This window comes from Myxococcus sp. CA039A (assembly GCF_013336645.1).
GTDB lineage: Bacteria > Myxococcota > Myxococcia > Myxococcales > Myxococcaceae > Myxococcus > Myxococcus llanfairpwllgwyngyllgogerychwyrndrobwllllantysiliogogogochensis.
In genome coordinates, this window is sequence record NZ_JABUMQ010000016.1 from 31889 (window position 1) to 56490 (window position 24602).

Annotated in this window: 18 protein-coding genes, 1 tRNA gene and 1 pseudogene; 17 read left to right on the plus strand and 3 right to left on the minus strand. The window is 66.7% G+C overall.

The window, feature by feature from the left end; all coding sequences use genetic code 11:
- Nucleotides 1–250: 250 nt before the first annotated feature.
- The 5 genes from HR086_RS04190 (at nt 251) to HR086_RS04210 (ending at nt 6881) form a co-directional block, all read left to right on the plus strand.
- Nucleotides 251–1555, plus strand: a complete 1305-nt coding sequence (locus HR086_RS04190; RefSeq protein ID WP_174464929.1) for an FAD-dependent oxidoreductase — start codon at nt 251–253, stop codon at nt 1553–1555.
- On the plus strand, nt 1552–4563 hold the full coding sequence (gene vioB, locus HR086_RS04195) for an iminophenyl-pyruvate dimer synthase VioB (protein WP_174464930.1): 3012 nt from the start codon (nt 1552–1554) through the stop codon (nt 4561–4563). The genes HR086_RS04190 and vioB overlap by 4 nt, the downstream gene beginning before the upstream one ends.
- Nucleotides 4564–5853 carry an NAD(P)/FAD-dependent oxidoreductase gene (locus HR086_RS04200; protein WP_174462063.1) on the plus strand — a complete coding sequence of 430 codons (1290 nt, stop codon included), beginning with the start codon at nt 4564–4566 and terminating at the stop codon, nt 5851–5853.
- Nucleotides 5854–5860: 7 nt separating this feature from the next.
- Entirely contained in the window at nt 5861–6490 is a 630-nt protein-coding gene (vioE, locus tag HR086_RS04205) for a violacein biosynthesis enzyme VioE (protein ID WP_174455285.1), read from the plus strand.
- 115 nt (nt 6491–6605) lie between these two features.
- Nucleotides 6606–6881, plus strand: a complete 276-nt coding sequence (locus HR086_RS04210) for a hypothetical protein (protein ID WP_174462064.1) — start codon at nt 6606–6608, stop codon at nt 6879–6881.
- Nucleotides 6882–6968: 87 nt separating this feature from the next.
- Here HR086_RS04210 and hutH read toward each other — a convergent pair whose 3' ends face one another.
- A complete protein-coding gene (gene hutH, locus HR086_RS04215; protein ID WP_174462065.1) occupies nt 6969–8495 on the minus strand; it encodes a histidine ammonia-lyase in 1527 nt (508 codons plus the stop codon).
- Between the two features lie 107 nt (nt 8496–8602).
- Here hutH and HR086_RS04220 point away from each other — a divergent pair, with 107 nt between their 5' ends.
- The 5 genes and pseudogenes from HR086_RS04220 (at nt 8603) to HR086_RS04235 (ending at nt 14343) form a co-directional block, all read left to right on the plus strand.
- Nucleotides 8603–9880: an aspartate kinase gene (locus tag HR086_RS04220; RefSeq protein WP_174464931.1), complete on the plus strand. Its 1278-nt coding sequence runs from the start codon at nt 8603–8605 to the stop codon at nt 9878–9880.
- Nucleotides 9881–9884: 4 nt separating this feature from the next.
- The gene (locus tag HR086_RS04225) at nt 9885–10301 is read left to right on the plus strand and encodes a helix-hairpin-helix domain-containing protein (protein ID WP_174464932.1); all 417 of its coding nucleotides are present in this window, start codon (nt 9885–9887) and stop codon (nt 10299–10301) included.
- Between the two features lie 9 nt (nt 10302–10310).
- Nucleotides 10311–10409: pseudogene (locus HR086_RS49695) on the plus strand (zinc-ribbon domain-containing protein); the annotation flags it as partial.
- 114 nt (nt 10410–10523) lie between these two features.
- Complete coding sequence (locus HR086_RS04230) at nt 10524–12989, plus strand: hypothetical protein (RefSeq protein ID WP_254626164.1); 2466 nt, start codon at nt 10524–10526, stop codon at nt 12987–12989.
- Nucleotides 12990–13158: 169 nt separating this feature from the next.
- Nucleotides 13159–14343, plus strand: coding sequence for a glycosyltransferase family 2 protein (locus HR086_RS04235; protein ID WP_174462067.1), 1185 nt, complete (start codon nt 13159–13161; stop codon nt 14341–14343).
- A 61-nt stretch (nt 14344–14404) separates the two neighbouring features.
- Here the strand turns inward: HR086_RS04235 and HR086_RS04240 are convergent, their stop codons facing one another.
- Complete coding sequence (locus HR086_RS04240) at nt 14405–15271, minus strand: CHAP domain-containing protein (RefSeq protein WP_141641285.1); 867 nt, start codon at nt 15269–15271, stop codon at nt 14405–14407.
- 136 nt (nt 15272–15407) lie between these two features.
- On the opposite strand from HR086_RS04240, the gene HR086_RS04245 reads away from it, so the two are divergent.
- The 6 genes from HR086_RS04245 to HR086_RS04270 all read left to right on the plus strand — a co-directional run bounded on the left by HR086_RS04245 (nt 15408) and on the right by HR086_RS04270 (nt 21805).
- A complete protein-coding gene (locus HR086_RS04245) occupies nt 15408–17099 on the plus strand; it encodes a HEAT repeat domain-containing protein (RefSeq protein ID WP_174464934.1) in 1692 nt (563 codons plus the stop codon).
- A gap of 53 nt (nt 17100–17152) precedes the next feature.
- Nucleotides 17153–19234, plus strand: a complete 2082-nt coding sequence (locus HR086_RS04250) for an ATP-dependent helicase (protein WP_174464935.1) — start codon at nt 17153–17155, stop codon at nt 19232–19234.
- Between the two features lie 89 nt (nt 19235–19323).
- The gene (locus tag HR086_RS04255; RefSeq protein WP_141641288.1) at nt 19324–20943 is read left to right on the plus strand and encodes an Hsp70 family protein; all 1620 of its coding nucleotides are present in this window, start codon (nt 19324–19326) and stop codon (nt 20941–20943) included.
- A 6-nt stretch (nt 20944–20949) separates the two neighbouring features.
- Nucleotides 20950–21375 (plus strand): hypothetical protein, encoded by a 426-nt coding sequence (locus HR086_RS04260; protein ID WP_141641289.1) that lies wholly within the window; start codon nt 20950–20952, stop codon nt 21373–21375.
- Between the two features lie 14 nt (nt 21376–21389).
- Nucleotides 21390–21659 carry a hypothetical protein gene (locus tag HR086_RS04265; protein ID WP_141641290.1) on the plus strand — a complete coding sequence of 90 codons (270 nt, stop codon included), beginning with the start codon at nt 21390–21392 and terminating at the stop codon, nt 21657–21659.
- A 74-nt stretch (nt 21660–21733) separates the two neighbouring features.
- Nucleotides 21734–21805, plus strand: a tRNA-Val gene (locus HR086_RS04270).
- A 155-nt stretch (nt 21806–21960) separates the two neighbouring features.
- On the opposite strand, the gene HR086_RS04275 is transcribed toward HR086_RS04270, so the two are convergent.
- Nucleotides 21961–22947, minus strand: coding sequence for a TerC family protein (locus tag HR086_RS04275; protein WP_174464936.1), 987 nt, complete (start codon nt 22945–22947; stop codon nt 21961–21963).
- A 350-nt stretch (nt 22948–23297) separates the two neighbouring features.
- On the opposite strand from HR086_RS04275, the gene HR086_RS04280 reads away from it, so the two are divergent.
- Nucleotides 23298–24368 carry a carbohydrate-binding protein gene (locus HR086_RS04280; RefSeq protein ID WP_174464937.1) on the plus strand — a complete coding sequence of 357 codons (1071 nt, stop codon included), beginning with the start codon at nt 23298–23300 and terminating at the stop codon, nt 24366–24368.
- The last annotated feature ends 234 nt before the right edge of the window (nt 24369–24602 follow it).

Here is a 24602-nt window from a genome sequence, read left to right on the forward strand (position 1 = left end):
CAGGGCGGGCCGTCGCATTTCCGCTTCCTGAGCAGTCGAGAGAGTGATTGGCAAAGCCCGTTAACTATCGGGGCGGCGTTTATCAACATTCTCCTAGTACTGCCTGGTCGGTTGTATTCAGCGGGCGAGCGTGACTTACTCCAGGGGCCATCAGATCTTCGTCGGCTGGATTCCGAGGGCTGAGCCATGCTTTTTGCTCAGCACGATGAGGATCCGCCCCAGTGGTCCCTCTTCTGTCCAGAACCTTGAGATGACACATCATTCAGATGTCTGCATTGTTGGTGCCGGAATCGGAGGGCTGACCTGCGCCACTGGATTGGCGACTTCCCCCCTGAGCAACCGTCTGCGCGTCAGAGTGTTTGATTTGAATGCCAGCGTGGGAGGCCGCATCCAGTCAAGAAAGCTGGACGGTGGGGAAATCACCGAGCTGGGGGCCGCTCGCTACTCGCCGCAGTTACATCCACGTTTCCAGGCGCTCATGCATTGTTTCCAACATCAACATGAGACCTACCCATTCACTCAGGCCGTATTTCAAGACGACATGCAGGGAAAGCTGAGAGCGACCTTGCTCGGCTTGCTCTCCAATCTGGATGAGCATCCCCAGGCCTCATTCCTGGAATTCGTCAGCCACTATCTGGGGGAAGGGGAGGCCAGGAAGATCATCAAGGCCATGGGGTATGACGCCCTCCTTCTGCCGATGGTCTCTGCGTCCATGGCATACAGCATCATCAAGAAGCACCCGGAAACGCAAAGCCTGGTGGATGACGCAAGCAACCAATGGCGCTATGCCCCGGAAGGCTACGGCCAGCTGCTGGCGCGCCTTCAGTGTCAGGCACAGGAGGGCCGGGTCGAGTTTCGGATGGAACACCGGTTGCTCTCCGTTTCGCGCGCTGGAGATGGATACGGCCTCGCCTTCAGTCATCAAGACAACATACAAATACATCGGGCGCGGCACGTCATATTGGCCATCCCACCCTCCGCCATGACACCGCTCAATCTCGGCTTTCCCACCCATTGGAGTCCCTACCAATATGGCTCCCTTCCCTTGTTCAAGGGGTTTCTGACCTTCAATAGCGCCTGGTGGCGAGACTGTCATATGACCGACAAGGTCCTGGTGGTTAACAACCCTTTGAGGAAGATCTACTTCAAAGGCGAAAAATACGTACAGTTCTACACCGACGGCGAAAACGCGACGTATTGGCAGGACAGCCTGGAGCAAGGCGAGGACGTCTATTTGAAGAGGGTGCGCGCCTGCCTGGAACAGGTTCTCCCCCTCGGTGGAAAGCCCCTACCTCCCATCAAGGACCATTTTCACAAGCATTGGCCACATGGAGTGGAGTTCTGTCTGGAATCCAAGGCGGATCAGCCCACCGCCTTGGTTCATCGCGATGGTGTCATCGCCTGCTCAGATGCCTACACGCCGCATGGCGGCTGGATGGAAGGTGGACTGCTCAGTGCGCATCAAGCAGTTCGGCTCTTGCTGGAACAGCTCACCAGCGCTTCAGAGAACCGGTATCAACAAAGCCCTCGTAGCACCGCTTGTCGAACGCCATGAGTATCCTCTATTTTCCTCGGCTGTTCTTTCGAGGCTTTGCTCGCGCCAATGTTCCAACCGCGAATCGAAACACGCATGGCCAGATCGACATCGCCACGAATACCGTCTTCATGGAGGGCGCTCCGTTCGATCTTCGCCGTCCGCCGTCCGAATTCCACGAGCATCTGAAGCAGCTGGCTCCCAGATTCGACGCGGAGGGGAGGGCGGCCTCCGGAGGAATCTTCAGCGAGGCCGCCGGCTATAACTTCGGCGGCAACAATCACTTCTCCTGGGAGAACGTCAGGATCACGGGCGTGCAGTTGCGGGAAGGGGACCTCGACACCAGCGACAGTCTGGTGGGGGCCCAACTGGCACTCTGGGGAAACTACAACGAATACCTTCGCACGACGTTCAACCGCGCCCGATGGGTGGACAACAACCCCAGCCGGGCCGACACCACCTTGATATACGCCGGACAGGTGACGCTGAGCGACAGGCACGCCACGCCTCACACTCCGGCTCTGCTCACGGCGACCATTCCGCGGGCTCATTCCGTTCGTTGGGTGGGGACAGGGCATGTCGTCGAGCGCAACGAGCACTTCCTCGCCGAAGAGTTCACCCGCTCGCGGCTGTTTCAATTCTCCGTTTCAAAAAACGACTCCCAGTTCCTGCTCACGTCGCAAGCTTCTTCATCCCCTGGTCTGCGGGCCGTGCTGCAAGCGCTGGAGGGCGACGAGGTACAGGGACTGACGGTCCAGTACGCCTTGTTCAACATGTCGACGCCGCGGGGGGCGGATTCACCTGTCTTTTATGATCTGATTGGCACCGTGGGCCTGTGGTGCCGGCATGAGCTGGAAACCTATCCGGCGGGGCGTCTGCTGTTGCCGCGCCAGCCCGGCCTGGGACCGGTCGTGGTGAGCGTGCAGTCGGACCGGGTGTCACTCAACATGCCGACCGCCGTCCCTTTCACGACTCGAAGCGCCCAACCTGTCTCGGACCAGCATCCCACCCATGCCTTGGGCGGAAAACTGCCGCTGGGAGATCTTGCACTCCTCAACCAGTCCGGCGCACTGGTTGCCAGAATCCCTGAAAAACTCTACCTCGATTATTGGCGCCATCATGGCGTGCTGGATGTGCCGCTGTTGAACTCCGCCACGGATTCGCTTCTCCTGACAAGCGAACACGCCCAGTGGAGAGAAGCCGATTGGGTGGTGCAGTCCGACAGCAATCACCTGTTTCTGGAGGCGCCCAACAAGCGGAAGGACCAGGTCTTCCCGGAGACCATCACCGTGCAAAGCCGCCTCCGTGGCGAACTGGCATCACACTCGGCGCTCGCGGTGCAGGCTGAAGACTCCGGCATGCTGACCGCGCACCTGGCTCCTTCGCCGCAGGGGGCTGGCTATGCGCAACTCACCCTCACGGGCCAGCGCCCTGGCGCGACTCGCGTTGCGCTGAGCGCCGGAGAAGACAGCCAGTCCATGGGCGTCAGGGTATTGCCCGACGACTGGCACCTGGATGAGGTCCCCGCCGAGCAGGTGGACTATGCATTCTTGTATCAGCACGTCATGAGCTATTACGAGCTGGTATACCCCTTCATGTCGAACAAGGTGTTCAGCCTGGCGGACCGCTGTAAATGCGAAACGTATTCCCGGCTGATGTGGCAGATGTGCGATCCGCTCAACCGGGACAAAAGCTACTACATGCCGAGCACCAGGGAACTCTCCCTGCCCAAGTCCAAGTTGTTCCTGAAATACCTGACGCACCTCGAAGCGGCCTCCAGGACCTCCCTTCCTGAGCCTCCTGGTCCGCAGCCGATCAGCAGTAGGGCCCACCTGGTCAAGGAGTTGAAGAGAGCGATCGACCTGGAGCTGTCCCTGCTGTTTCAGTATCTGTATGCCGCCTACTCCATTCCCAACTACGAACAAGGGCTCAAGCAGGTTCAGGCGGGCCGTTGGCAGATGGCGGAGCTGGAGCTGGCCTGCGGCACCGAGGACAGGCGCCGCAACAGTGGTGTGCGCGGCACGTTGCTGGAAATCGCGCATGAAGAGATGATTCACTATCTCGTGATGAACAATGTGCTGATGGCCTTGGGCGAACCCTTCCATGCGGGCACCCCCATGGTGGGAGCGCAGGCGCGGCTCCATTTTGGTCTGGATACCGAGTTTTCCTTCGAGCCCTTCTCGGAGCATGTGCTCGCCAGGTTCGTTCGGTTTGAATGGCCTGGACATATCCCCGTGCCAGGAAAGTCCATCGCGGATTTCTACAGCTCGATTCGCCAGGCGCTTCGTGAGCTGCCTGACCTGTTCGACACCCGCCCCGGCAAACGCGGCGGGGAACATCATCTCTTCTTGAATGAACTGACGAACAAGCTGTTCCCAGGGTATCAGCTGGAGGTTTTTGATCGGGACAGCGCGCTCTTCTCCATCGACTATGTCACCGAGCAGGGAGAGGGTGTCGCGGTCGATGCCCCATCCTTCGAGTCCTCGCATTTTCAAAGACTGCGCCGCATGGCCACCCGATTCAGCGCCCAGAAGAAACCGTTTGAGCCGGCCGTACCGGCATTGAGGAATCCGGCCCTGGAGCCACGCGACGATTGTGTCCAGGTGGTGAACGAGGATGCCAGGTCGCTGATGGGCCTGTATCAAGGGTGTCATGAGTTGATGGTGCTACTGATGGCCCATCATTTCGCGCAAAGACCGCTGGGCAGTTTGCGCCGCTCCCGCTTGATGAATGCCTCCATCGACATCATGACGGGTCTGCTGCGCCCTTTGTCGATCACCTTGATGAATACGCCGTCGGGTCTGCCCGGGCGCAATGCCGGACCGCCAGTGCCCGAGCCAGTCAAGGGCCAGGTCGGCGGCGATTACGCCTCGGGATGCCAGATGCTGGCTCAGAAATGCCTGACATTGGCGCAGGTGGCCCGCGGCATTGGCGCGGACCTTGTCGGCGTGGCACCGATAGAAATGTTGGAGTTCTTCAATCGTCAACTGACCGATCTGGCCCAGGGGAACATTCCAAGGGAGGCCTGAATGCACAAAGCCATCATTGTGGGCGGCGGACTGGCAGGCAGCCTGACCGCCATTTATCTGGCGCGGCGTGGGTACGACGTTCGTGTCGTCGAAAGGCGGAGAGACCCGCTGCAGAACACCTTCTCCTCCCTGGAGATGACCAGCTCGCGCGCCATCGGCGTCAGCATGAACGTCAGGGGCATCAAGGCGGTGCTGCGGGCCGGGATTGAGCCACAAGAGTTGAAGCGGTGCGGCGAACCCATCGCCGGCATGGCCTTCTCTGTTGGCGGAAAGTACAGGATCCGCGAACTCACTCCGTCCGAGGGGATTTCCCCTCTGTCCCTGGATCGGTTGGCGTTTCAAAGGCTGTTGAACAAGCACGCCGCCCTTCTCGGCGTGAAGTACCACTTCGAATCCAGATGCCTGGGTGTCGACCTGGAGAAGAAGTCAGTCCTCGTCCAGGAAAACGACGGTGGGGTCCAGCGCCATCAAGGGGATTTGATCATCGGCGCGGATGGCGCACACTCCGCGGTACGCCAGTCCATGCAGAGCGGCCTGCGGCGCTTCGAATTCAAACAGACCTTCTTCCGCCACGGCTACAAGACGCTGGTCCTCACCAATGCCGCGGAGTTGGGCTATCGGAAGGACCTGTTGTATTTTTTTGGCATGGACTCCAAGGGGCTCTTCGCCGGCCGCGCGGCGACCATCCCCGGTGATAGCATCAGCTTCGCGATTTGTCTGCCATACACGGGGGCCCTGAGCCTGGCGACGCAAGATGGAGACACCCTGCGCGCCTTCTTCAACCACTATTTCGGGGGCCTGCCGCTCGCCCGCCGGCAAGAAATGCTGGAGCAGTTCATGACACTGCCCAGCAACGACCTCGTCAATGTTCGCTCCAGCACCTTTCACTATCGTGGGAATGCAGTGCTGATGGGCGATGCGGCGCATGCCACCGCACCCTTCATGGGGCAAGGCATGAACATGGCCCTGGAAGATGCCTATGTCTTCTCCACCCTGCTGGACAAACACGCCCATGACCTTGAGGTCGTGCTCCCGGAGTTCACCCGCCAGCGGAAGGTGCAGGCGGATGCGATGCAGGACATGTCCATCGCGAACTACGAGATGCTGAGCAATCCTCGCTTCATCTTCTTCTTGCGGGCCCAGTATGCCCGCTACATGCATCAGAAATTTCCCAGCCTCTATCCGCCGGACATGGCGGAGAAGCTGTATTTCGATTCGGTCCCTTACGACGAGTTGCAGCGAATCCAGCGGAAGCAGAATGTGTGGTACAAGCTTGGAAGGATGAACTAGCTCGGCCATGCAAGCACATCCCCCTCCGCCGCTCCTGCCAATGCAGTGGAGTAGCGCCTATGTCTCCTATTGGTCGCCCATGCTGCGTGGCGACCAGATGACTTCTGGCTACTGCTGGTTCAACTACGCTCGCGATGTCTGCCGAATTGACGGGCTGTTCAATCCCTGGCCCGAGAAGGAGAGGGGGGAGCACCTCTGGATGTCGGAGGTCGGCGATGTCGCGCGCGGACAGAGCTTCAAGAGGAAGATGGCCTACTGGAAGAAGGCGACCCCCATCGGGGAACGCCTTTGTGAGACCTTGTTGCCGGATGAAAGGTCGTCGTTCCATGAGTTGTTCCTGCCTCGCACCGTATTGCTGGACGGGAACGCGCGTCATGCTGGATGTGACCCTGTGCTGGGCCAGTTGGCGGATGTCTGGACCATCGAGAGGCCGAACAAGGCGCCCCTGACGCTCTACCTCCAGGCTGGAACCAACCTGCTGCTCCGCATGGTTTCCGGCAACGACAAGGTGCACGTCTCGGTGCGTGATTTCCCGAACGTATTCGTCGGAGACATCCCCGAGAGTGTTTTCGCGATGCCGAGAACCCCGTTCCCACCCGGCATGGCCGGGGAGGTCCCGCGCGTCGTTGAAACTTGAAGGGGACTCGACTCGATGCGGCATCCCCTCTCATGCCTGGCGAGATTCTCGCAACCTGTCCAGTGTGCTAAACTGGAAAAGTCGTACAGACCATGGACTGTCCCTGGAGGCACGAATGCAGGCTGGAAGGTTCGTCAGCGGTGCGTTGCTTGCGGTGGGGTTGATGCTGGCTGGCTGCGGTGGTGCGGCGGTGGAAGACACCGAGGCCCAGGACCTCACCTCGCGCGAGGACGCCGCCCAAAACTGCGATGGGCTCAACTACGAGTACACGTATTACAGCGACGCGACGTACACCACAATTGTGGGCGGCCGGGGCTGTGACTGCTCCTTCTGGTCGGCCTGGGGGAAGATTACGGCTTTCCGCGAGTACGTCGGCGGGACCTGCTGGTAACGCGCGCTCCGCGTCTCGTTGAATGAAGACGGCCCGCCCCCGAGTGCTTCCGGGAGCGGGCCGTCGCACTTCAGTCTGGCATTGCGCTCAGGCGGTGGCGGAGCGCACGGCCGCGAGCAGCTCGCCGGAGTCGACCAGCTGGCTGACGGCCTCGATGTCCTTGTGCAGCTCGCGGTCCCTGTCCATGTGCGGCACCTTGGAGCGGATGAGCTCGTAGGCCGCCAGCGCGCCCTTGCCGGGCTTCCCAGGCAGGCGGAAGTCCAACGCCTGCGCGGCCACCAGCAGCTCGATGGCCAGACACGAGCGGGTGAAGTCGCTCACCTGCCGGCCCTTGAGCGCCGCCGTCATGCCCATGGACACGTGGTCCTCGCGGCCCGCGGAGGACGGAATCGAGTCCACCGACGCGGGGTGGCTGAGCACGCGCGACTCGGCCACCAGCGCCGCGCTCGTCACCTGGGCAATCATGAAGCCCGAGTTGAGCCCGGAGTTCTTCGCCAGGAACGCGGGCAGGCCCGACAGCGACGGGTTCACCAGCTGCTCCACGCGGCGCTCGCTGATGGAGGACAGCTGCGTGAGCGCCATCGCCACCACGTCCATCGCCAACGAGATGGGCTGGCCGTGGAAGTTGCCGCCGGAGACGATGCGCTCCGTCTCCGTGAAGACGAGCGGGTTGTCCGTGGCGCTGTTGACCTCCACCTCCAGGATGCGCCGGGCGAAGGACAGGCCCTCGCGCGCCGAGCCGTGCACCTGGGGCATGCAGCGCAGCGAGTAGGGGTCCTGCACCTTGCTGCAGTTGACGTGCGTCTCCACCAGCTCGCTGTTGACCAGGATGCGCCGCAGGTTCGCCGCGCAGGCCTTCTGGCCCGGATGCGCCCGCACGTCGTGAATCTCCGGGATGAACGGCTTGTGGCTGCCGAGCAGACCTTCCAGCGTCATCGCGCCCGCCACGTCGGCCAGCTCCGCGAGGGACTCGGCGCGAAGCTGGAGGAGGGTGCCCACCGCGCACATGGCCTGGGTGCCGTTCACCAGGGCCAGGCCCTCCTTGGCCTCCAGGACGACGGGCTGGAGGCCCGCCATCTCCAAGGCCTTGCGCGCGGGCAGCCGCTGTCCCTCGTGGAAGGCCTCGCCCTCGCCGATGAAGACGAGCGCCAGATGCGCCAGCGGGGCCAGGTCACCGGAGGCGCCCACGCTGCCGCGCTCGGGGACCACGGGGATGACGCCCCGGTTGAGCATCTCCAGCGCCAGCGTCAGCGTCTCCGAGCGGATGCCGGAGTAGCCCTTCGCCAGCACGTTGCAGCGCAGCAGCAGCAGCGCGCGGGCCTCGGGGAGGGGCAGGGGCGTGCCGACGCCACAGGCGTGGGAGAGGATGAGGTTGCGCTGGAGGTCGCGCAGGTCCTTCTTGTCGATGCGGACCTCGGCCAGGGTGCCGAAGCCGGTGTTGATGCCGTAGGAGGGCGTGTCTCCGGCGGCGACCCGGTCCACGAGGGCGCGCGCGGCGCGGACTCGGGTGGCGGCCTCGGGGGCCAGCTCCACGGTGACCTCGTTCCGGGCGACCTGGAGAATCTGCTCCAGCGTCAGGGTGTCTCCGTCGATGAGGATGCGGGGGCGCGACATTGGGGCTCCAAGGGAAGGCGTATTCAGGGGTCTTCGGCAGCGGGGCTTTACACCCGGGAGCCGTGCTCGTATAGGTCCGCCGACTGAAGAGGGAGGTCACGGACTCCGTGGCGCTGATCGTCCAGAAGTATGGCGGTACCTCAGTGGGTGACACCGAGCGGATGAAGAATGTCGCTCGCCGCTGTCTGGCTGCCCAGGGGGCGGGCCATGACGTGGTGGTCGTCGTCTCCGCGATGTCGGGAGAGACCAACCGGCTGCTCAAGCTCGTGGCGCAGATCACCGACCGGCCAGACGAGCGGGAGCAGGACGTGGTGGTGGCCACCGGCGAGCAGGTCTCCATCGGTCTGGTGGCGATGGCCATCCATGCGCAGGGGGGCAAGGCGACGAGCTTCCTGGGACATCAGGTGCGCATCGTCACCGACAGCACCTTCTCCAAGGCGCGCATCAAGAGCATCGACGCGCAGCCCATCCGCGCGGCCCTGTCCAAGGGGCACATCGTGGTGGTCGCGGGCTTCCAGGGCGTGGACGAGGAGGGCAGCGTCACGACGTTGGGGCGCGGTGGCTCGGACACCACGGCGGTGGCGGTGGCGGCGGCGCTCAGCGCGGATGCCTGTGAAATCTACACGGACGTCGACGGCGTCTACACCACGGACCCGAACATGGTCCCCGCCGCGCGCAAGCTGGAGCGCATCGCCTACGAGGAGATGCTGGAGCTGGCGAGCGTGGGCGCGAAGGTGTTGCAGATCCGCTCCGTCGAATTCGCCATGAAGTACAAGGTGCCGCTCTGGGTGAAGTCGTCGTTCTCCCAGGACCCGGGCACACTCGTGTGTGAGGAGGACAAGTCCATGGAGGACGTGCTGGTCCGCGGCGTGGCGTATGACCGGAACGAGGCGAAGATCACCGTCTGTGGCGTGCCGGACGTGCCGGGCGTCGCCGCGAAGATCTTCGGACCGCTCGACGAGAAGCACATCGTGGTGGACCTCATCGTCCAGAACCCGTCGCGGGATGGGCGCACGGACCTGACCTTCACGGTGGGCAAGTCGGACTTCCTCAAGGCGCAGGAGGTGGTGCGCGAGGCGGTGAAGGAGATTCACGCCGCCGGCATCGAGACGGACGAGAACATCGCCAAGGTGTCCATCGTCGGCGTGGGCATGCGCAACCACTCGGGCGTGGCGGCGCGGATGTTCACGGCGCTGTCCTCCGAGGGCATCAACATCCAGATCATCTCCACCTCGGAGATCAAGGTGTCGTGCGTGGTCCACGCCAAGTACACGGAGTTGGCGGTGCGGGCGCTGCACACGGCGTTCGGGTTGGATCAGCCGCTGCCTCCCGAGGGTGTCGCCACCGTGTCGGAGACGGCCGCGCTCAAGGGCGAGAAGGTCTGAGCCGGTGGCAGGGCGCACCGCCGCGCTCGCCGTCGTCGCGCTGGGAGTGATCGGGCTGGGGGCGGTGGCTCGCTGGCGCTGGCCGGATTCCGAGCCAGCGCTGGATTGTGCTCCAGAGTCCGTGCGGCTTCGGGCCGATGGCGTGGCCACGTGTGGCGAGGGTGAGGTGCCGACGGGGGCCACGGCGTTGGCGCTGGGGCGGCGGTTGGACCTGAACGCCGCGACGGAGGAGGAGCTGGCGCTCTTGCCGGGCGTGGGGTCGTCGCTGGCGCGGGGGCTGGTGAAGGCCCGTGAGGCGGCGGGTGGCTTCAGGAGTTGGGACGCGGTGGACGAGGTTCCCGGGGTGGGTGCTGCCCGGTTGAAGACCCTCCAGGCGGCCACCCTGTTGGGGCCGACTCCGGATGCCGGGCCCGTGTGGTAAGCACGCGACGTGCAGATCGCCTGCCCTCAGTGCTCGATGCAGTATGTCCTTGATCCCCGCCTGCTGCCGCCGGGAGGGGCATCGGTCCAGTGCACGCGTTGTGGCCATGTGTTCATGGCCTCGCCGCAGGCGGAGGCTCCGCGTCCGCCACCGGTGGACCCCGCGGGGCCACGCACACCGAGCGGCTCATGGGCCTCGGCCTCGAGTCCCGCCGCGTCGAGCATGCTGAGGACGCAGATCTTCGGCTCGGGCCAGAATCAGGGCGCGTCCGGTGCGGTGCCTCCTGTGGACGCGGGGACCGCTGCACATGGCGCGGTGCCGAACACGACGCAGACGTTTGGCGCGGTGCCGCCGGTGCGCGCGGGTGCGGGTTCCCAGGGAGCGGTGCCAAACACGACGCAGACTTTTGGCGCGGCGCCTCCGGTGCGCGCGGGGGCGGGTTCCCAGGGAGCGGTGCCAAACACGACGCAGACGTTTGGTGCCGTGCCTCCGGTGAGTGCAGGGCCGCACGGCGCGGTGCCGAACACGACGCAGACGTTTGGCGCGGTGCCGCCGGTGCGCACGGATTCGGGCCCGCACGGCGCGGTGCCTCCGGTGCGCACGGATTCGGGGCCGCACGGCGCGGTGCCGAACACGACACAGACGTTTGGCGCGGTGCCGTCGGTGCGCACGGATTCGGGGCCGCACGGCGCGGTGCCTCCGGTGAGTTCGGGGCAGCACGGCGCAGTGCCGAACACGACGCAGACGTTCGGTGCAGCGCCTCCGGTGCGTTCGGATTCAGGCCCGCATGGCACGGTGCCGAACACGACGCAGACGTTCGGTGCAGTGCCTCCCGTGCGCTCGGATTCAGGCCCGCACGGGGCGGTGCCGAACACGACGCAGACGTTTGGTGCAGTGCCTCCCGTGGGTGCAGGCCCGCACGGGGCGGTGCCAAACACGACGCAGACGTTCGGCGCGGTGCCTCCGGTGCGCTCGGATTCAGGCCCCCATGGGGTGGTGCCGAACACGACGCAGACCTTCGGCGCGGTGCCTCCGGTGAGTGCGGGCCCGCACGGCGCGGTGCCCAATACGACGCAGACCTTCGGTGCGGCGCCTCCGGTGAGTTCGGGCCCGCACGGGGCGGTGCCAAACACGACGCAGACGTTCGGCGCGGTGCCTCCGGTGCGCGCGGATTCGGGCCCGCACGGCTCCGTGCCGAACACGACGCAGACCTTCGGCGCGGTGCCGGGCCCGGCGCACGCATCGAGTGGGGATCCCTCGGGCCAGGGCTCCTCCGCCGGGGGTGTGAGGCAGTCCACCCAGGTCTTCGGTCTCGCGGCCCAGGGAAGCACCGTGCCGCCCTCGATTGCGCCGGTGACGGGGGGCTCGACCGAGGCCCCTGCGTCCCTTGGACGGACCCTGACGTTCGGCGCGATGGCCGCTCAGTCCACACCCTCCGCCCCCGGCGAGGCACCGTCGCTCGCGGGTGAGGCCCAGACTCGCGCCTATGGGGATGCCCCTGGCGGCACCCAGAGCTACGGAGCCATCGGTTCCGAGTCGTCGCCCACGGGCCTGCTTTCGGCGCCGGTGGAGCGCAAGACGACGCTGTACGGCGCGGCCCTGGGGCCTGGGGCCCAGTCCGGGAGTGTGCGGTTGCCGCCCGAGGACATGTCGGGTGTCGGGACCTTTGGCGCGGGAGCCAGTCTCGGAGCCTCCGAGCCGAGAACCCCGTCCTCGCGCCGGGTCCCCGTGTCGCTTCCTCCCGAGTTGCTGGCGGCGGGCAGGGACGACTCGGAGTTCCCCGGGATGGCCCCGTCGAGTCGGTCCTCCCGGCTGTGGCTCGGGTTGCTGGTGGCGGCGGGAGTGCTCCTCGCGGGAGTGCTCGCCTATCCGGCCTGGAGGGATCGCAACGCGAACATGCCGGCGGACGCTGTGGCGGACAAGGACCGCGCGGCGGCGCTGCTTCGGAGGGATGACGCGACCTCCAGGGACCAGGCCATCAAGACCCTCCGGGGGCTGACGACCGTCCATCCCAAGTACACCGAGGCACGGGCCGAACTCGTCGGCGCGCTGTCCTTGCGTCTGGGAGAGCTCCAGGCCCAGGCCGAGCGACTTCGAATGCGGAGCGAGTACCTCCAGCGCGAAATCGAGATCCTCACCCGGACCCGCGAGTCGGTGGATTGGGAGAGCCGGGTCAACGTGCTGCGGGAATCGACGGCCGAGGTCGTTCAGCTCAGCGGCCCGCTGCGGGTCGAGGTCGACACGCTTCGCAAGGAAGTAGACGTCCTCGCCTCCGAGCTGGAAGCCGCGCCGGAGGTGGAGCCCGCCCCGGCCCTGGCGGCTCGGGTGAAGGCGCTGGCCCTGCACGCGGGAGTGACGGCGGCTCCGGATGCCCTGGCCCTGGCGGAGCGCCTGCGCAACGTGGAGAGCGCCCCGAAGATCTGGAGCACCGTGGCCAAGGCCGAGTACGTGCTCAGCTCGGGTTCTCCTCCGGACTCCGTGGCCCAATCCGTGAGCGAGCTGGAGGCATTGCGCCAGGCCGACGGCACGCTCCTGCGCGCCCATGTCCTGGGTGCTCGCCTGGCCCTGCGTCAGAAGAAGCCGGAGGCGGCGCGTTCACTCCTGGACGAAGTGATTGCCCTCAATCCGAACCACGAGCTGGCGCGCAAGCTGCTCGAACAGTTGGATGCCACGGGCTTCCAGCCCTGAAACGACGTCCGTCGCGTTCCGAGGCAGGCTGGAGAAAGTCCAGTCCCTCCATGGCGATGATCCTCGCCTTTCCCAGGTTCTTCGGGCGGAACGCGCGCCCGTACGCGGGGCATGCCTCTTGCTGGTCACCCGTGCGGAGTCGGGGACTGGGTCTTGGGAGGCATGGTCGATGGCGGAGGTCTTCTTCTGGTGTGCCGCGCTGCTGTTGGCGCACACGTACTTTCTCTACCCATTGAGCCTGTTCGTGCTGGATGGGGCGGCGCAGGTGGCGCAGAACATCCGGGCGATGCGGGGTGGGGCGCCGCGTCGGAGCCTAGCGGCCAGTCGGGGGCCGGCTCCGTCGGTGAGCCTCGTCGTGGCCGCGTACAACGAGGTGTCCTGCATCGAGCAGAAGCTGGAGAACAGCCTCGCGCTCGATTATCCGGTGGAGCGCTTCGAGGTGGTGATTGGCTCGGACGGCTCGACGGATGGAACGAACGAGCGGGTCCTCCAGTGCCAGGATGAGCGGGTGCGGTTGTCGCCGGCGCCGCGCGCGGGCAAGACGACGGTGCTCAATCGCTGCATTCCAACGGCGAAGGGCGACATCGTGGTCCTCTCGGACGCGAACACGATGATTGAACCGGAGGCCATCCAGAAGCTCGTGCGCCACTTCGAGGACCCTGAAGTCGGGGCCGTCTGCGGCAAGCTGCGCCTCTACAATCCGACGAAGCAGGACTACGAGGAGAGCGCGTACTGGAGCTACGAGTCCCTCATCAAGATGTACGAGGGGCGCCGGGGCGCGGTGGTGGGGGCTAACGGAGGCCTGTACGCCATCCGTCGCACGCTGTTCACGGAGCTGCCGCCGTCCACCATCGTCGACGACTTCGTCATCCCGCTGCGCATCCTCGAGAAGGGCTACAAGGTCGCCTATGAGGAAGAGGCCGTCGCCCATGAGGAGACGACGGAGGACTACGGCAAGGAGTTCGGCCGTCGCGCGAGAATCGCCGCGGGCAACTTCCAGAGTCTCCGCATGGTGCCGGGCCTGCTCCTGCCCACCGCGGGCTTCCCCGCGTTCGCGTTCTGGTCGCACAAGCTCTTGCGCTGGTGTGCGCCCGCGCTGATGGGACTGGCGCTGATCGCCAACCTGTTCCTGCTCGACAGCGTGTTCTACCGCTTCACCCTCCTGGGGCAGGGCCTGTTCTATGCCCTGGCCTATCTCGGAAAGGTGGGGGTGCTGAAGCGCGGCGCGGCGAAGCGAGTCGCCTCGGTGGCCTACTATTTCGTCACCATGAACCTGGCCATCGTCGTGGGCTTCTGGCGCTTCCTGCGCAACTCGCAGCGCGCCGCGTGGGACCGCACCGCTCGCGCGTCCTGAGTCGCGAGCACGTCGTGCGTCCTGGCGCTCGGTCCCTCTGGGGGCCGGGCGCCTCGTCGTTCTACCGCAGCGAGGCGACGGGGACGGGTGCGGGCTTCTTCGTCGCGGGGCTGGGGGGCAGCACGCTGCCGAACGAGGCGAAGAGCTGGCCGGTGAGGACCGGGTCCTTGTTCGGACCCGCGTGGCGCAGCAGGTCGTTGAGCACCGCGCCCGTCTTGGGGTCCCTGGGCAGGTGAGGGCGGGCCAGGTTCATCCGGTAGCGCACGACGCCCCGGCGCACCCGGTGGATGACGGTGACGGTGCCCTGCGCATCCACGGAGTCGACGATGCCCACGTGCGTGAGGCCGTCGTTGCGGCGGCCGTCCCGGTTCTGGTCATACGTCTCGTTGAAGAAGACCAGGTCCCCCGCAGCGGGGCGACCTTCCGAGTACACGCGGCCATTCGCGCGGGCGTAGCGGTAGAGGGCGGTGACGCCGTTGTCGCCGGGCTTGAGCGTCCCTCGGAAGGACAGGCCTGCCTGGGCGTAGACGCCCTCGATGAGTCCCGTGCAGTCCGCCGGGTACTTGCGTCCGTCGAGCGTCACCTGGGGTTTGCCCACCAGTGATCGGGCCGAAGCGAGCACCGTCGCGCGCGCATCGGCCGAGGCGGGCCGCACGCGCGTGCTCGCCGGAACGGTGGCGGGCTTGCCCTTCGTGGGGCGGGCGGCGGTGGCGCGCGCGGGCGTGCGCTTGACGGGGGCGGCCTTCCGCTCGGCCGTCTGGGCCTTGGGGGCCACGGGGCTGGAGAGCGACTCGCGCGGAAAGGCGGGCGGAGACGCGGAGCGGTAGCGCACGGCGTAGGAGTCCAGCCACGGCTCCAGCCGGTTCGACGGGGTGGCGCAGCCCGTCGCCGTCATCGCGAGGATTCCCATCAGCGTGAGCCACCGCATGCGCGACCTCCCTGTAGCGTCCTGAGGCACCCATGGTCGCCCCGGTGGCTTGTGTCGTCAAAAAACCTACCCAGGCAACCGTCCGTGACGGCTCGGGTTTCCGGGGGCGCCCGGGTGCGGTATTGCTCCCAGGAGAATGGTCTCCCTCCGCCGAGCCCTCGCCATCCTCCTGCTGTCCGCTGGCTGTCTGCCGTCGCCGTATGACCGCGCCGCCAGGACCGACACCGTGGAGGGCTACCGCGCCTTCCTGCGTGAGAACCCGACCCACCCGGACGCGGACGCCGCCGAGTCGCGCTTGGAGGAACTGGAGTTCGAGGACGCGAAGAAGCTCCACACGGTGCTCGCCTACAAGCGCTTCCTGGAGGTGTACCCGGACGCGCCGCACACGCGCACCGCGAAGACGCTGCTGGAAGGGCTGCGCTTCAACGCCGCGAAGGAGGCCGCCACGGTGGCCGCGTGGCGGCAGTTCCTCCAGGAGCACCCGGAGGGTCTGCAGCGCGACGAGGCGAAGCGGCTGATGGCGGAGGTGGAGACGCGGGAGCTGGCGACGACGCAGGACCCCCGGCGTCTGGCCGAGTACCTGCGCGAGCGCCCGGATGATCCGCGCCGCATGGAGGTGGAGTCGCGGCTGGACGGGCAGGCCTTCGCGCAGGCCAGGTCCGGGGGCGCGGCGAAGCTCTTCGCGTACCTCAAGGACTTCCCGGCGGGGACGCACCGCGAAGAGGCGCGCGGCCTCCTGCTGGAGCTGGAAGTGGAAGGGCTGCTCGTCTCGGGCCTGGTGGACGAGGCCGAGGCCCGGGTGAAGACGCATCCCCTGGGGCCCACACTCACGGGTTTTCCGGCGCGGCTGGCTCGCGCTCGCGCGGAGAAGGCCGCGCTGGCCCAGCCGGAGCCGCTGGTGCAGGCGGCGTACGTGGGGCACTACCTGAGGGACTTGGAGGACCTGAAGCGCGCCATGGTGGCGCCGGATGCGTTGGACCGGTGGCAGGCGGCCGAGGAGATGGGTCAGCATGTGTCCGTGCGCGCGGTGGATCCGCTGCTGGATGCGCTGCGCTCCGCGCGCAATCCGCTCATCCGGCAGAACGCGCTCGAGTCGCTGCGCACGGTGCTGGCCTCGCTGCCGCGTCCGGTGGCCGACTACGAGGTGGCCTCGCGGCTGGACGCCTTGCGCGAGCGGGCCGGCAGCGCGGAGATGTACCTCACGGTGGCGGTGCTGCTGGACCTGTCCGGTCAGCTCGCCCAGGCCTCCACGGAGTATCAGCGCGCCTTCGATACGGGCGTGCCGGACCCCGTCGTCCTGCGACGCTGGGTGGACATCCGCGAGGCGCGCAAGCAGCCGTTCTCCGCGGCGGTGGCCGCGCGGCAGCTCGCCGTGTGGGCGCTCGGCGTGGCGCGCGAGGAGACGGTGACGGCGGAGGGCCGCGTGCCCCTGGCCTCCGCGCGGCAGCTGTGCGCGGCGGCCGTCAACGCTCGCTTCGCGGCCGGGGCCATCTCCCGGGCCCGCGCGGCGTCCAACGAGTTTCCCGAGGACCTGGCCGAGTTCGAGCGTCGGGCGGAGGAGGCGCGGCGGCTGGCCGAGGCGCGACTGGCGGACGCGGAGCTGCTCCTGCGTGAGCAGAGCCCGGGCGTGCGCACCTGCGCGGACCGGGGTGTCAGCGAGCGGCTGGAGGGTGGGGTGAAGGAGCGCACCGCGGCGCTGGCCACGGTGGGAATGAAGCTGCCGCAGGTGGGACGGCTGCTCCTGGAGCTGGCGCGGGAGAGAGACCCCTCGCCCCAGGTCCGCGAGGCGGCCTCCGCGCGGCTGACGGCGCTCAAGCCGGTGCCCTGAGCCGACTGATCCGTTCGTCCCCGGAGGGCGGGGCGGTTAGAGTTCGCCGCCCCATGGTCACCCTGCCCACCCCTCGGACCGTCGCTCCGACGAGCGCCTCGTCGCGCATCGACTACGCCGGCCTGCTCAACGAGGAGCAGCTGCGGGCGGTGGAGGCGGAGGCCGGGCCAGTGCTGGTCATCGCCGGCGCGGGCTCCGGCAAGACGCGCACGCTCACGTTCCGCGTGGCGCGTCTGCTGGAGCGTGGCGTCCAGCCCGAGAACCTCCTGCTGCTGACCTTCACCAACAAGGCCGCGCGGGAGATGACCCGGCGGGTGGCGGACCTGGCGGGCTCGTTCGCGGACGTGCGGCGCATCCTCGGAGGGACCTTCCACCACGCGGCGCACCTGCTCCTGCGCCAGCACGCGGGGATGCTGGGCTACTCGGATCGCTTCACCGTGCTGGACCGGGAGGATGCCCGGGACTTGATGGTCACCTGTCTGGCCGAGCGCAAGCTCAAGAGCGACAAGCGCTTCCCCCGACCGGAGCTGGTGTTGGACCTGGTGTCGCTGGCCACCAATCTCCAGCAGGCCGTCTCCGAGGTCCTCTTCGACCGGCGGCCCCAGTTTCTTCCCCTGGCCCCGGAGATCCTCGCGACGGCGGCGCGCTACCGGCAGCGCAAGGCGCAGCTGCACCTGATGGACTTCGATGACCTGCTGCTCAACCTGAAGCGGCTGCTCACCGAACACCCCACGGTGCGCGCCCAGCTCACCGAGCGCTTCCACAGCGTCCTCGTGGACGAGTACCAGGACACCAACAAGCTCCAGGGAGAGCTGGTGGATCTGCTCGCCGGCGAGCGCCGTGACTTGACGGTGGTGGGGGACGACTGCCAGTCCATCTACAGCTTCCGGGGCGCGGACTTCTCCAACATCATCGGCTTTCCCGAGCGCCATCCCGGCTGCGCCGTCTTCACGCTCACTCGCAACTACCGCTCGACCCCTGAGGTCCTCCAGCTCGCCAACGCGGCCATCTCCCGCAACGAGCGGCAGTTTCCCAAGACGCTCGTCGCGGAGCGTCCTTCGGGGGCCCGTCCCGTCGTCGTCCCCGCGCTCGACGCCGCTGACCAGGCCGCCTGGGTGGCCCGCCGCGTCCTGGAGCTGCGCGACGGGGGCCTGTCCCTGGAGGCGATGGCCGTCCTCTATCGCGCGCACAACCACTCGCTCGAACTCCAACTGGAGCTCACGCGCCTGGGCATCCCGTTCCGAGTCCGCTCGGGGGTGCGGTTCTTCGAGCAGCCCCACGTCAAGGACGTGCTGGCCCACCTGCGGCTGGTGAACAACCCCGGGGATGAGCTCGCCTTCAAGCGGGTGGTGCGCGCGGTGCCCGGGGTGGGGCCCACGACGGCGGAGCACCTGTGGACATCCCTTCGCGCGCTGCCGGAGGGACTGTCCCTGGCGGAAGGCCTGTCGCGCGATGAGGTCCGGACCCATCTGTCGCGCAAGTCGCGCCCGGGCTTCGAGCGCTTCGCCGTGCTGATGGGTCGGCTCGGACGTCCGGAGGCCGCGGCTGACCCGGGTCTTCTCATCGAGGAGGTGTTGGCGGGAGGGTACGCGGAGGTCCTCGCGGCGGAGTCCTCACCCGAGGAAGGCCGGGAGGACGACCTGCGGCAACTGGCCGAGTACGCGCGCCGGTTCGAGGACCTGCCCCGCTTCCTGTCGGAGCTCGCGCTCGTCGCGGAGTTCGCCGCGAAGGAGGCCCTGGGGGCCGGGGCTCCCGGAGAGGTCCTGACACTCACCACCGTCCATCAGTCCAAGGGGCTGGAGTGGCGGGCCGTCTTCGTCCTCTGGCTGGTGGACGGGCGGTTTCCCATGTCCCAGGCCGCCCGCTCGGCGGAGGAGGAAGAGGAAGAGCGACGACTCTTCTACGTCGCCACCACCCGGGCCCGGGACCACCTGGCGCTGGTGTACCCCTTGTCGGTGCTGCCCCGGGAGGGGGAGCGCATCCTCCTGCGGCCGTCCCGCTTCCTGGAAGAGCTGCCAGCCGGGGAGGGGGCTCCCTATGATCGGCTCGTCCTGGCTTCCGCCGAGGCGGTACTGGGGGGGCTCCCCCTGGGGTTGCCTGGGCCTGGGCCGATGGGGTCCGAGCCGGAGGACTGAGCGGACGCCCAGAAACGCGCGCGCGAAGTCGCGACGTGATACAGAGTGGGACGAGGGCGTGCGTCTTGTGACCCGCGCCTGTGAACTTCATGGCGGACAGACCTCGCATCGTCGGGATTGACCTGGGCACCACCAACACGCTGGTGGCGTCCGTGCGCAACCGCATCCCGAAGATCGTCCCCACGGACCGCGGCAATCTCATCCTCCCCTCCGTCGTCGCCCTGTCGTCCAAGGGTGACCTGCTGGTGGGTGGGGTGGCCAAGGATCAGATGGTCACCAACCCCCGCAACACGCTGTGGGGGACCAAGCGGCTCATCGGACGGAAGTACCATTCCAAGTCCGTGGAAGACCTCCGCGGTGCCTTCCCGTACGACATCGTCGAAGGCCCTGGCGGTGACGCCGCGGTGATGTTGGACGGCAAGCTCTACTCGCTGCCCCAGGTCTCCAGCTTCGTGTTGTCCCAGCTGAAGACCATCGCCGAGCAGTTCCTGGGCGGTCCCATCGACGCGGCCGTCATCTCCGTCCCGGCCTACTACAACGACAACCAGCGCCAGGCGGTGAAGGAGGCGGGCCGGTTGGCCGGCTTCGACGTCAAGCGCATCGTCAACGAGCCGACGGCGGCGGCGCTGGCCTACGGTTTCAACCGGGGCCTGGACCAGAAGATCCTCGTCTATGACCTGGGCGGCGGCACCTTCGACGTCTCCGTCCTGCACCTGTCCGGCAATGTCTTCGAGGTGCTCGCGACGGGCGGCGATACCTTCCTGGGCGGCGCGGACTTCGACAACCGCATCATGGAGTACGTGCTGGAGCGCTTCCGCGAGGAGACCAAGGTCGACCTCGCCGAGAACCCCATCGCGCTCCAGCGCATCAAGAACGCCGCCGAGGCGGCGAAGATCGACCTGACGCTCATCCCCAACGTCGTCATCGACCTGCCCTTCATCGACGAGCGGAAGGGCAAGCCGTTGGACCTGCGCATCCCCCTGACGCGCGAGTTCCTCAACAGCCTCACCGGCGACCTGGTGGACCGGACGTTCGACATCTGTGATCGCGTGCTGGCGGAGAAGGGCATCGCCCGCTCGGAGATCGACGAGATCATTCTCGTCGGCGGGCAGAGCCGGATGCCGCTCGTGCAGCAGAAGATCCAGGCGCACTTCGGCAAGCCGCCTCGCAAGGGCGTGCACCCCGACGAGTGTGTGGCCCTGGGCGCGGCGCTGCTGGGTGACTCGCTGGGCAGCATCGACGCGGTGACGCTGCTGGACGCGCTGTCCATGCCCATTGGCTACGCGCTGCCCAATGGCCGCGTGAAGCGCATCATCGAGAAGAACTCGCTCATCCCCATGGTGAAGAGCTTCCGCCTGCCTCCTCCCAAGGAGCCCGGCGCGCCCTTCATCGAGCTGGACATCTTCCAGGGCGACAGCGACCTGATGGTGGACAACGAGTACCTGGGCACCGTCCGTGTTCCTTCCGCCGCCGCCGGTCGCAAGATCGACTTCCGCCTCACCGAGGAGTGTCTGCTCCAGGTGATGGTGGAAGAGGCCAGCGGCATGCGGAAGGTGGACCTGGCGACCCGAGACACCCCGGAGCAGCTCAAGAAGGCGCTCCAGGAGGTCGTCATCAAGCGCGACACCCAGCCGGTGCCCAGCTCCAACGGCACCAACGATGACCGGGGCCTCCTCTCGAGCATCAAGAGCATCTTCCGGAGAGGTTAGTGGGGCATGGCGAAGTTCCCGTCGAAAGAGTGGCTGGACGAAGCGGTCCGGCTCACGAACGAAGATCCCGAGTGCGCGGTGGCCGGCAGGGGCTGGAAGGGCGACTTCGGGGCGGTCATCGAAGCGGAGCCCGGCAAGCTGGCGAAGGCGTTCGTCATCCACGTCGTCCCCGGTGACTGCCGCATCGAGAAGGCGCGTGTGCTCGCGGACCCGGACGACCTGGATGAGCTCGAGCCCATCTATCTGGCGCGCGCCCCGTACACCGTCTGGAAGCAGCTGCTCCAGGGGACGTTGGACCCGGTGGAGGCGGTGCTCAAGCGCCGCATCACCATGAAGGGTGACCTGCAGCCGCTCATCGAGCGCATGAAGTACAAGGGCATCGCGGACCGAGTCTTCGCGAAGCTGCAGACGCAGTTCGTCGACGAGCCGTAGGCCGGGGGGCAATCATGGGTATCCGTGACGACTTGAAGAAGCAGGCGCTGGAGGTCTCCAGCAAGGCGGTGGAGAAGCTGATGGCCGACGAGAGTCGCGCCATGGCCATCGCCAACGCCATTGGCAAGGTTCAGCGTGGCAAACAGGCGCTGGACCGGGGCCAGGAGGAGCTGTTGAAGGCGTTCCACTTCGCGCCGCGCAGCGAGTTCAAGGCCGTGGGAAAGCAGCTCTCCGGACTCAAGCGTCGGCTGCGCGAACTGGAAGAGAAGCTGGATGGGCTGTAGTTGAAATTGCGTTGACACCCACGGGGGCAGATGGCATTTACCCCCTCGTCGCGTCTCGGTCGCACACGAAGCGCGGGCGCATAGCTCAGTGGTAGAGCACTGCCTTCACACGGCAGGGGTCGCAGGTTCAAGCCCTGCTGCGCCCAACAGAAGAGGCCGTGAATCCAAGGGGAAACCCAAGGGTTCACGGCCTCTTCGCTTTTCGGCTCAGGCGGTGCCGGATGTCTCTTTGGAGCATCGGCTCGGCGCGCCCGGGCATGGACTCCCAGGCGCGCCGCGAGTTCCCCGTGCGGGGTGGACTTCAGCCCTCCGACGGCTTGGCAAGCGGCTCGGCGCCGGGCGTCACCGGCGCGTGGGGCGGCGTGTTCCGCGACTTGATCAGCGACGCGACGATGCTGACGCCCAGCAGGCCCGCGATGACGCCCAGGGACACCGCGGGGTGGATCTTCACGAAGTCGATGATGGCCATCTTCGTGCCCACGAAGACGAGCACGCCCGACAGGCCCACCTTCAGGTAGCTGAACTTCTCCACCGCCCCGGCCAGGAGGAAGAACAGCGAGCGCAGGCCGAGGATGGCGAAGATGTTGGACGTGAAGACGATGAACGGATCCCGCGTGACGGCGAAGATGGCGGGGATGGAGTCGAGCGCGAAGAGGATGTCCGACGCCTCCACCAGGATGAGCGCCATCAACAGCGGCGTGGCCAGCTTGCGGCCGTTCTCCACGGTGAAGAAGTGGTGCCCGTCGAAGCGGGGCGTGGAGGGGATGGTCCGCCGCGCCATCTTCATCATCCACCCGTCCTCCGGGTGGTCCTCCTTGTTGCGCTGGAAGAAGAGCTTCAGGCCCGTGAGGATGAGGAACGCGCCGAAGACGTAGATGAGCCAGTGGAAGCGCTCCAGCATGGCCACGCCCGCGAAGATCATGATGGCCCGCAGGACCAGCGCGCTGAGGATGCCCCAGAAGAGCACCCGGTGCTGGTACAGCGCGGGGATTCGCAGCGCGGAGAAGATGACGACGAAGACGAAGATGTTGTCGACGGAGAGCGACTTCTCGATGAGGTAGCCGGTGAGGAACTCCACCGCCGGACCCCCGCCGAACTTCCACCACAGCCCCGCGTTGAACACGAGCGCCAGGCTGATCCACACCGTGCTCCAGCCCAGCGCCTCCTTGAAGCCGACCGCGTGGGCCTTCCGGTGGAAGACGCCCAGGTCCAGGGCGAGCATGGCGATGACGAAGGCAATGAAGCCGCCCCACAGGGCGGGACTGCCGACGGTTTGTAGGGATTCCATAGGTGGATTTCAGATAAGAGCGCCCGTTCTCATCGACAAATAGGGATTCCGGTTGCGCTCCATCGAGAAAACCTAAGAGATGCCGGGAGCGGATGGAGGCCTGTCCCGGGAGGGGCCAGCCCGAGGGGGGCTGGAGCGGGCGACGCTGGCTGGGGAAGGGTTGCGGGACGTGGTGGGTTTCGGCCCGTCCGGTTGGAACTCGACAGTCACCGGGCCATTGAGACCAACCAGGCGTCCGCGCTCGGAGGCATTCCTGGCCTCCGGCGGGACGGGCGCGGCGAGGGCTCGCAGGGCGATTGGCGTCCGCGGCTCCTGTCACTCTCGTGGCCCCTCGAAGAAGGACCGCCCTTTTGACCCGGAACCGTCTTCTCTCCTCGATTTGCGGGGCCTTGCTTGCCCTGTCCGCCACGGCTTGTGGCGCTGACTCCTCTGGTACGACGTCCCCCGGTGGTGGCACCGAGTCGCCTCCCGAGCAGCCCCAGGTCCCCACGCCTGACCCCACGCCCACTCCGGACCCGACGCCCACGCCGGACCCGACGCCGACGCCCAATCCGGACCCGACGCCGACGCCCGATCCGGACCCGACGCCGACGCCCGATCCAGACCCGACGCCGACGCCCAATCCGGACCCCACGCCCGAGCAGCCAGGCGCGGACGCGTTCGGCGTGACGATGCTCTATCCCTCCAAGGCAGGGGGCGAGGCCTGGTCACTGTCGGACAACCCCACGTCGGACTCGCGGTTCGATCCCCAGGGCACCATCACCCGCAACTCGGATGGCTCCTGGAAGATGAAGAGCAGCCAGGTTCGCATGGGTGTCACCACGTCGACGGGTTACTCGGCGGCGAAGATCCCCACCTATGACCGGGACGTGCTGGCCAGCCGTGGCTACATGCAGGCGGCGAACGATTGGAAGAACCTGGAGATGACGGGCTTCGTGAAGCTCAACTCCGCCTCCGACGGCTCGGACAACTTCGACTGGTATGCGCGGGGCGGGAAGCACAACGACAAGGAGTCGGGGTGTGAGGGCAGCAGCTACAAGGGCGGTCTGCACTACGACGGCCGTGCCCGCTGGCAGAAGGAGACGTGGCACGTGTCCTACGAGCAGGCGCCCTACAAGCCCGCGACGTCGGCGTTGAAGGGCCGCTGGGTGGGCTTCAAGGCGGTGATGCGCAACACCACCGTCAGCGGCAAGGAGGCCGTGAAGCTGGAGCTGTACGTCAACGAGAACGCCGACAAGGTGACGTGGAAGAAGGTCCACGACATGGTCGACGCGGGAGACTGGGGCGGTGACGCCGAGCACTGCGGTGGTTCCGTCGGTCCCATGCCCATCACCTGGGGTGGCCCCATCGCCACGTTCCGCTGGGACAACGCGGAGGACGTCGACTTCAAGTGGCTGTCCGTTCGTGAAATCCAGCCGTAGTTGATGGGGCGTCACGGACCGCGGTGGACGCGGCCGTGTCAGGGCGCGGAGGGCGGAAGCCTTCCGCGCCCTTTTTCGTGTCCGGGGGCTTCATGTCTCCGCGCCAACGAGGTGCGAGACCCCAAGGCAGGTGGCCGGAGTGTCCGGGAACGCGCAGCCTTCTTCGCGCCGGCGCGGGAGCGGACGGCATCCGAGGGTGTGGGCGCGGCGCTTCGCCGGTCCACTTCGGGCGAG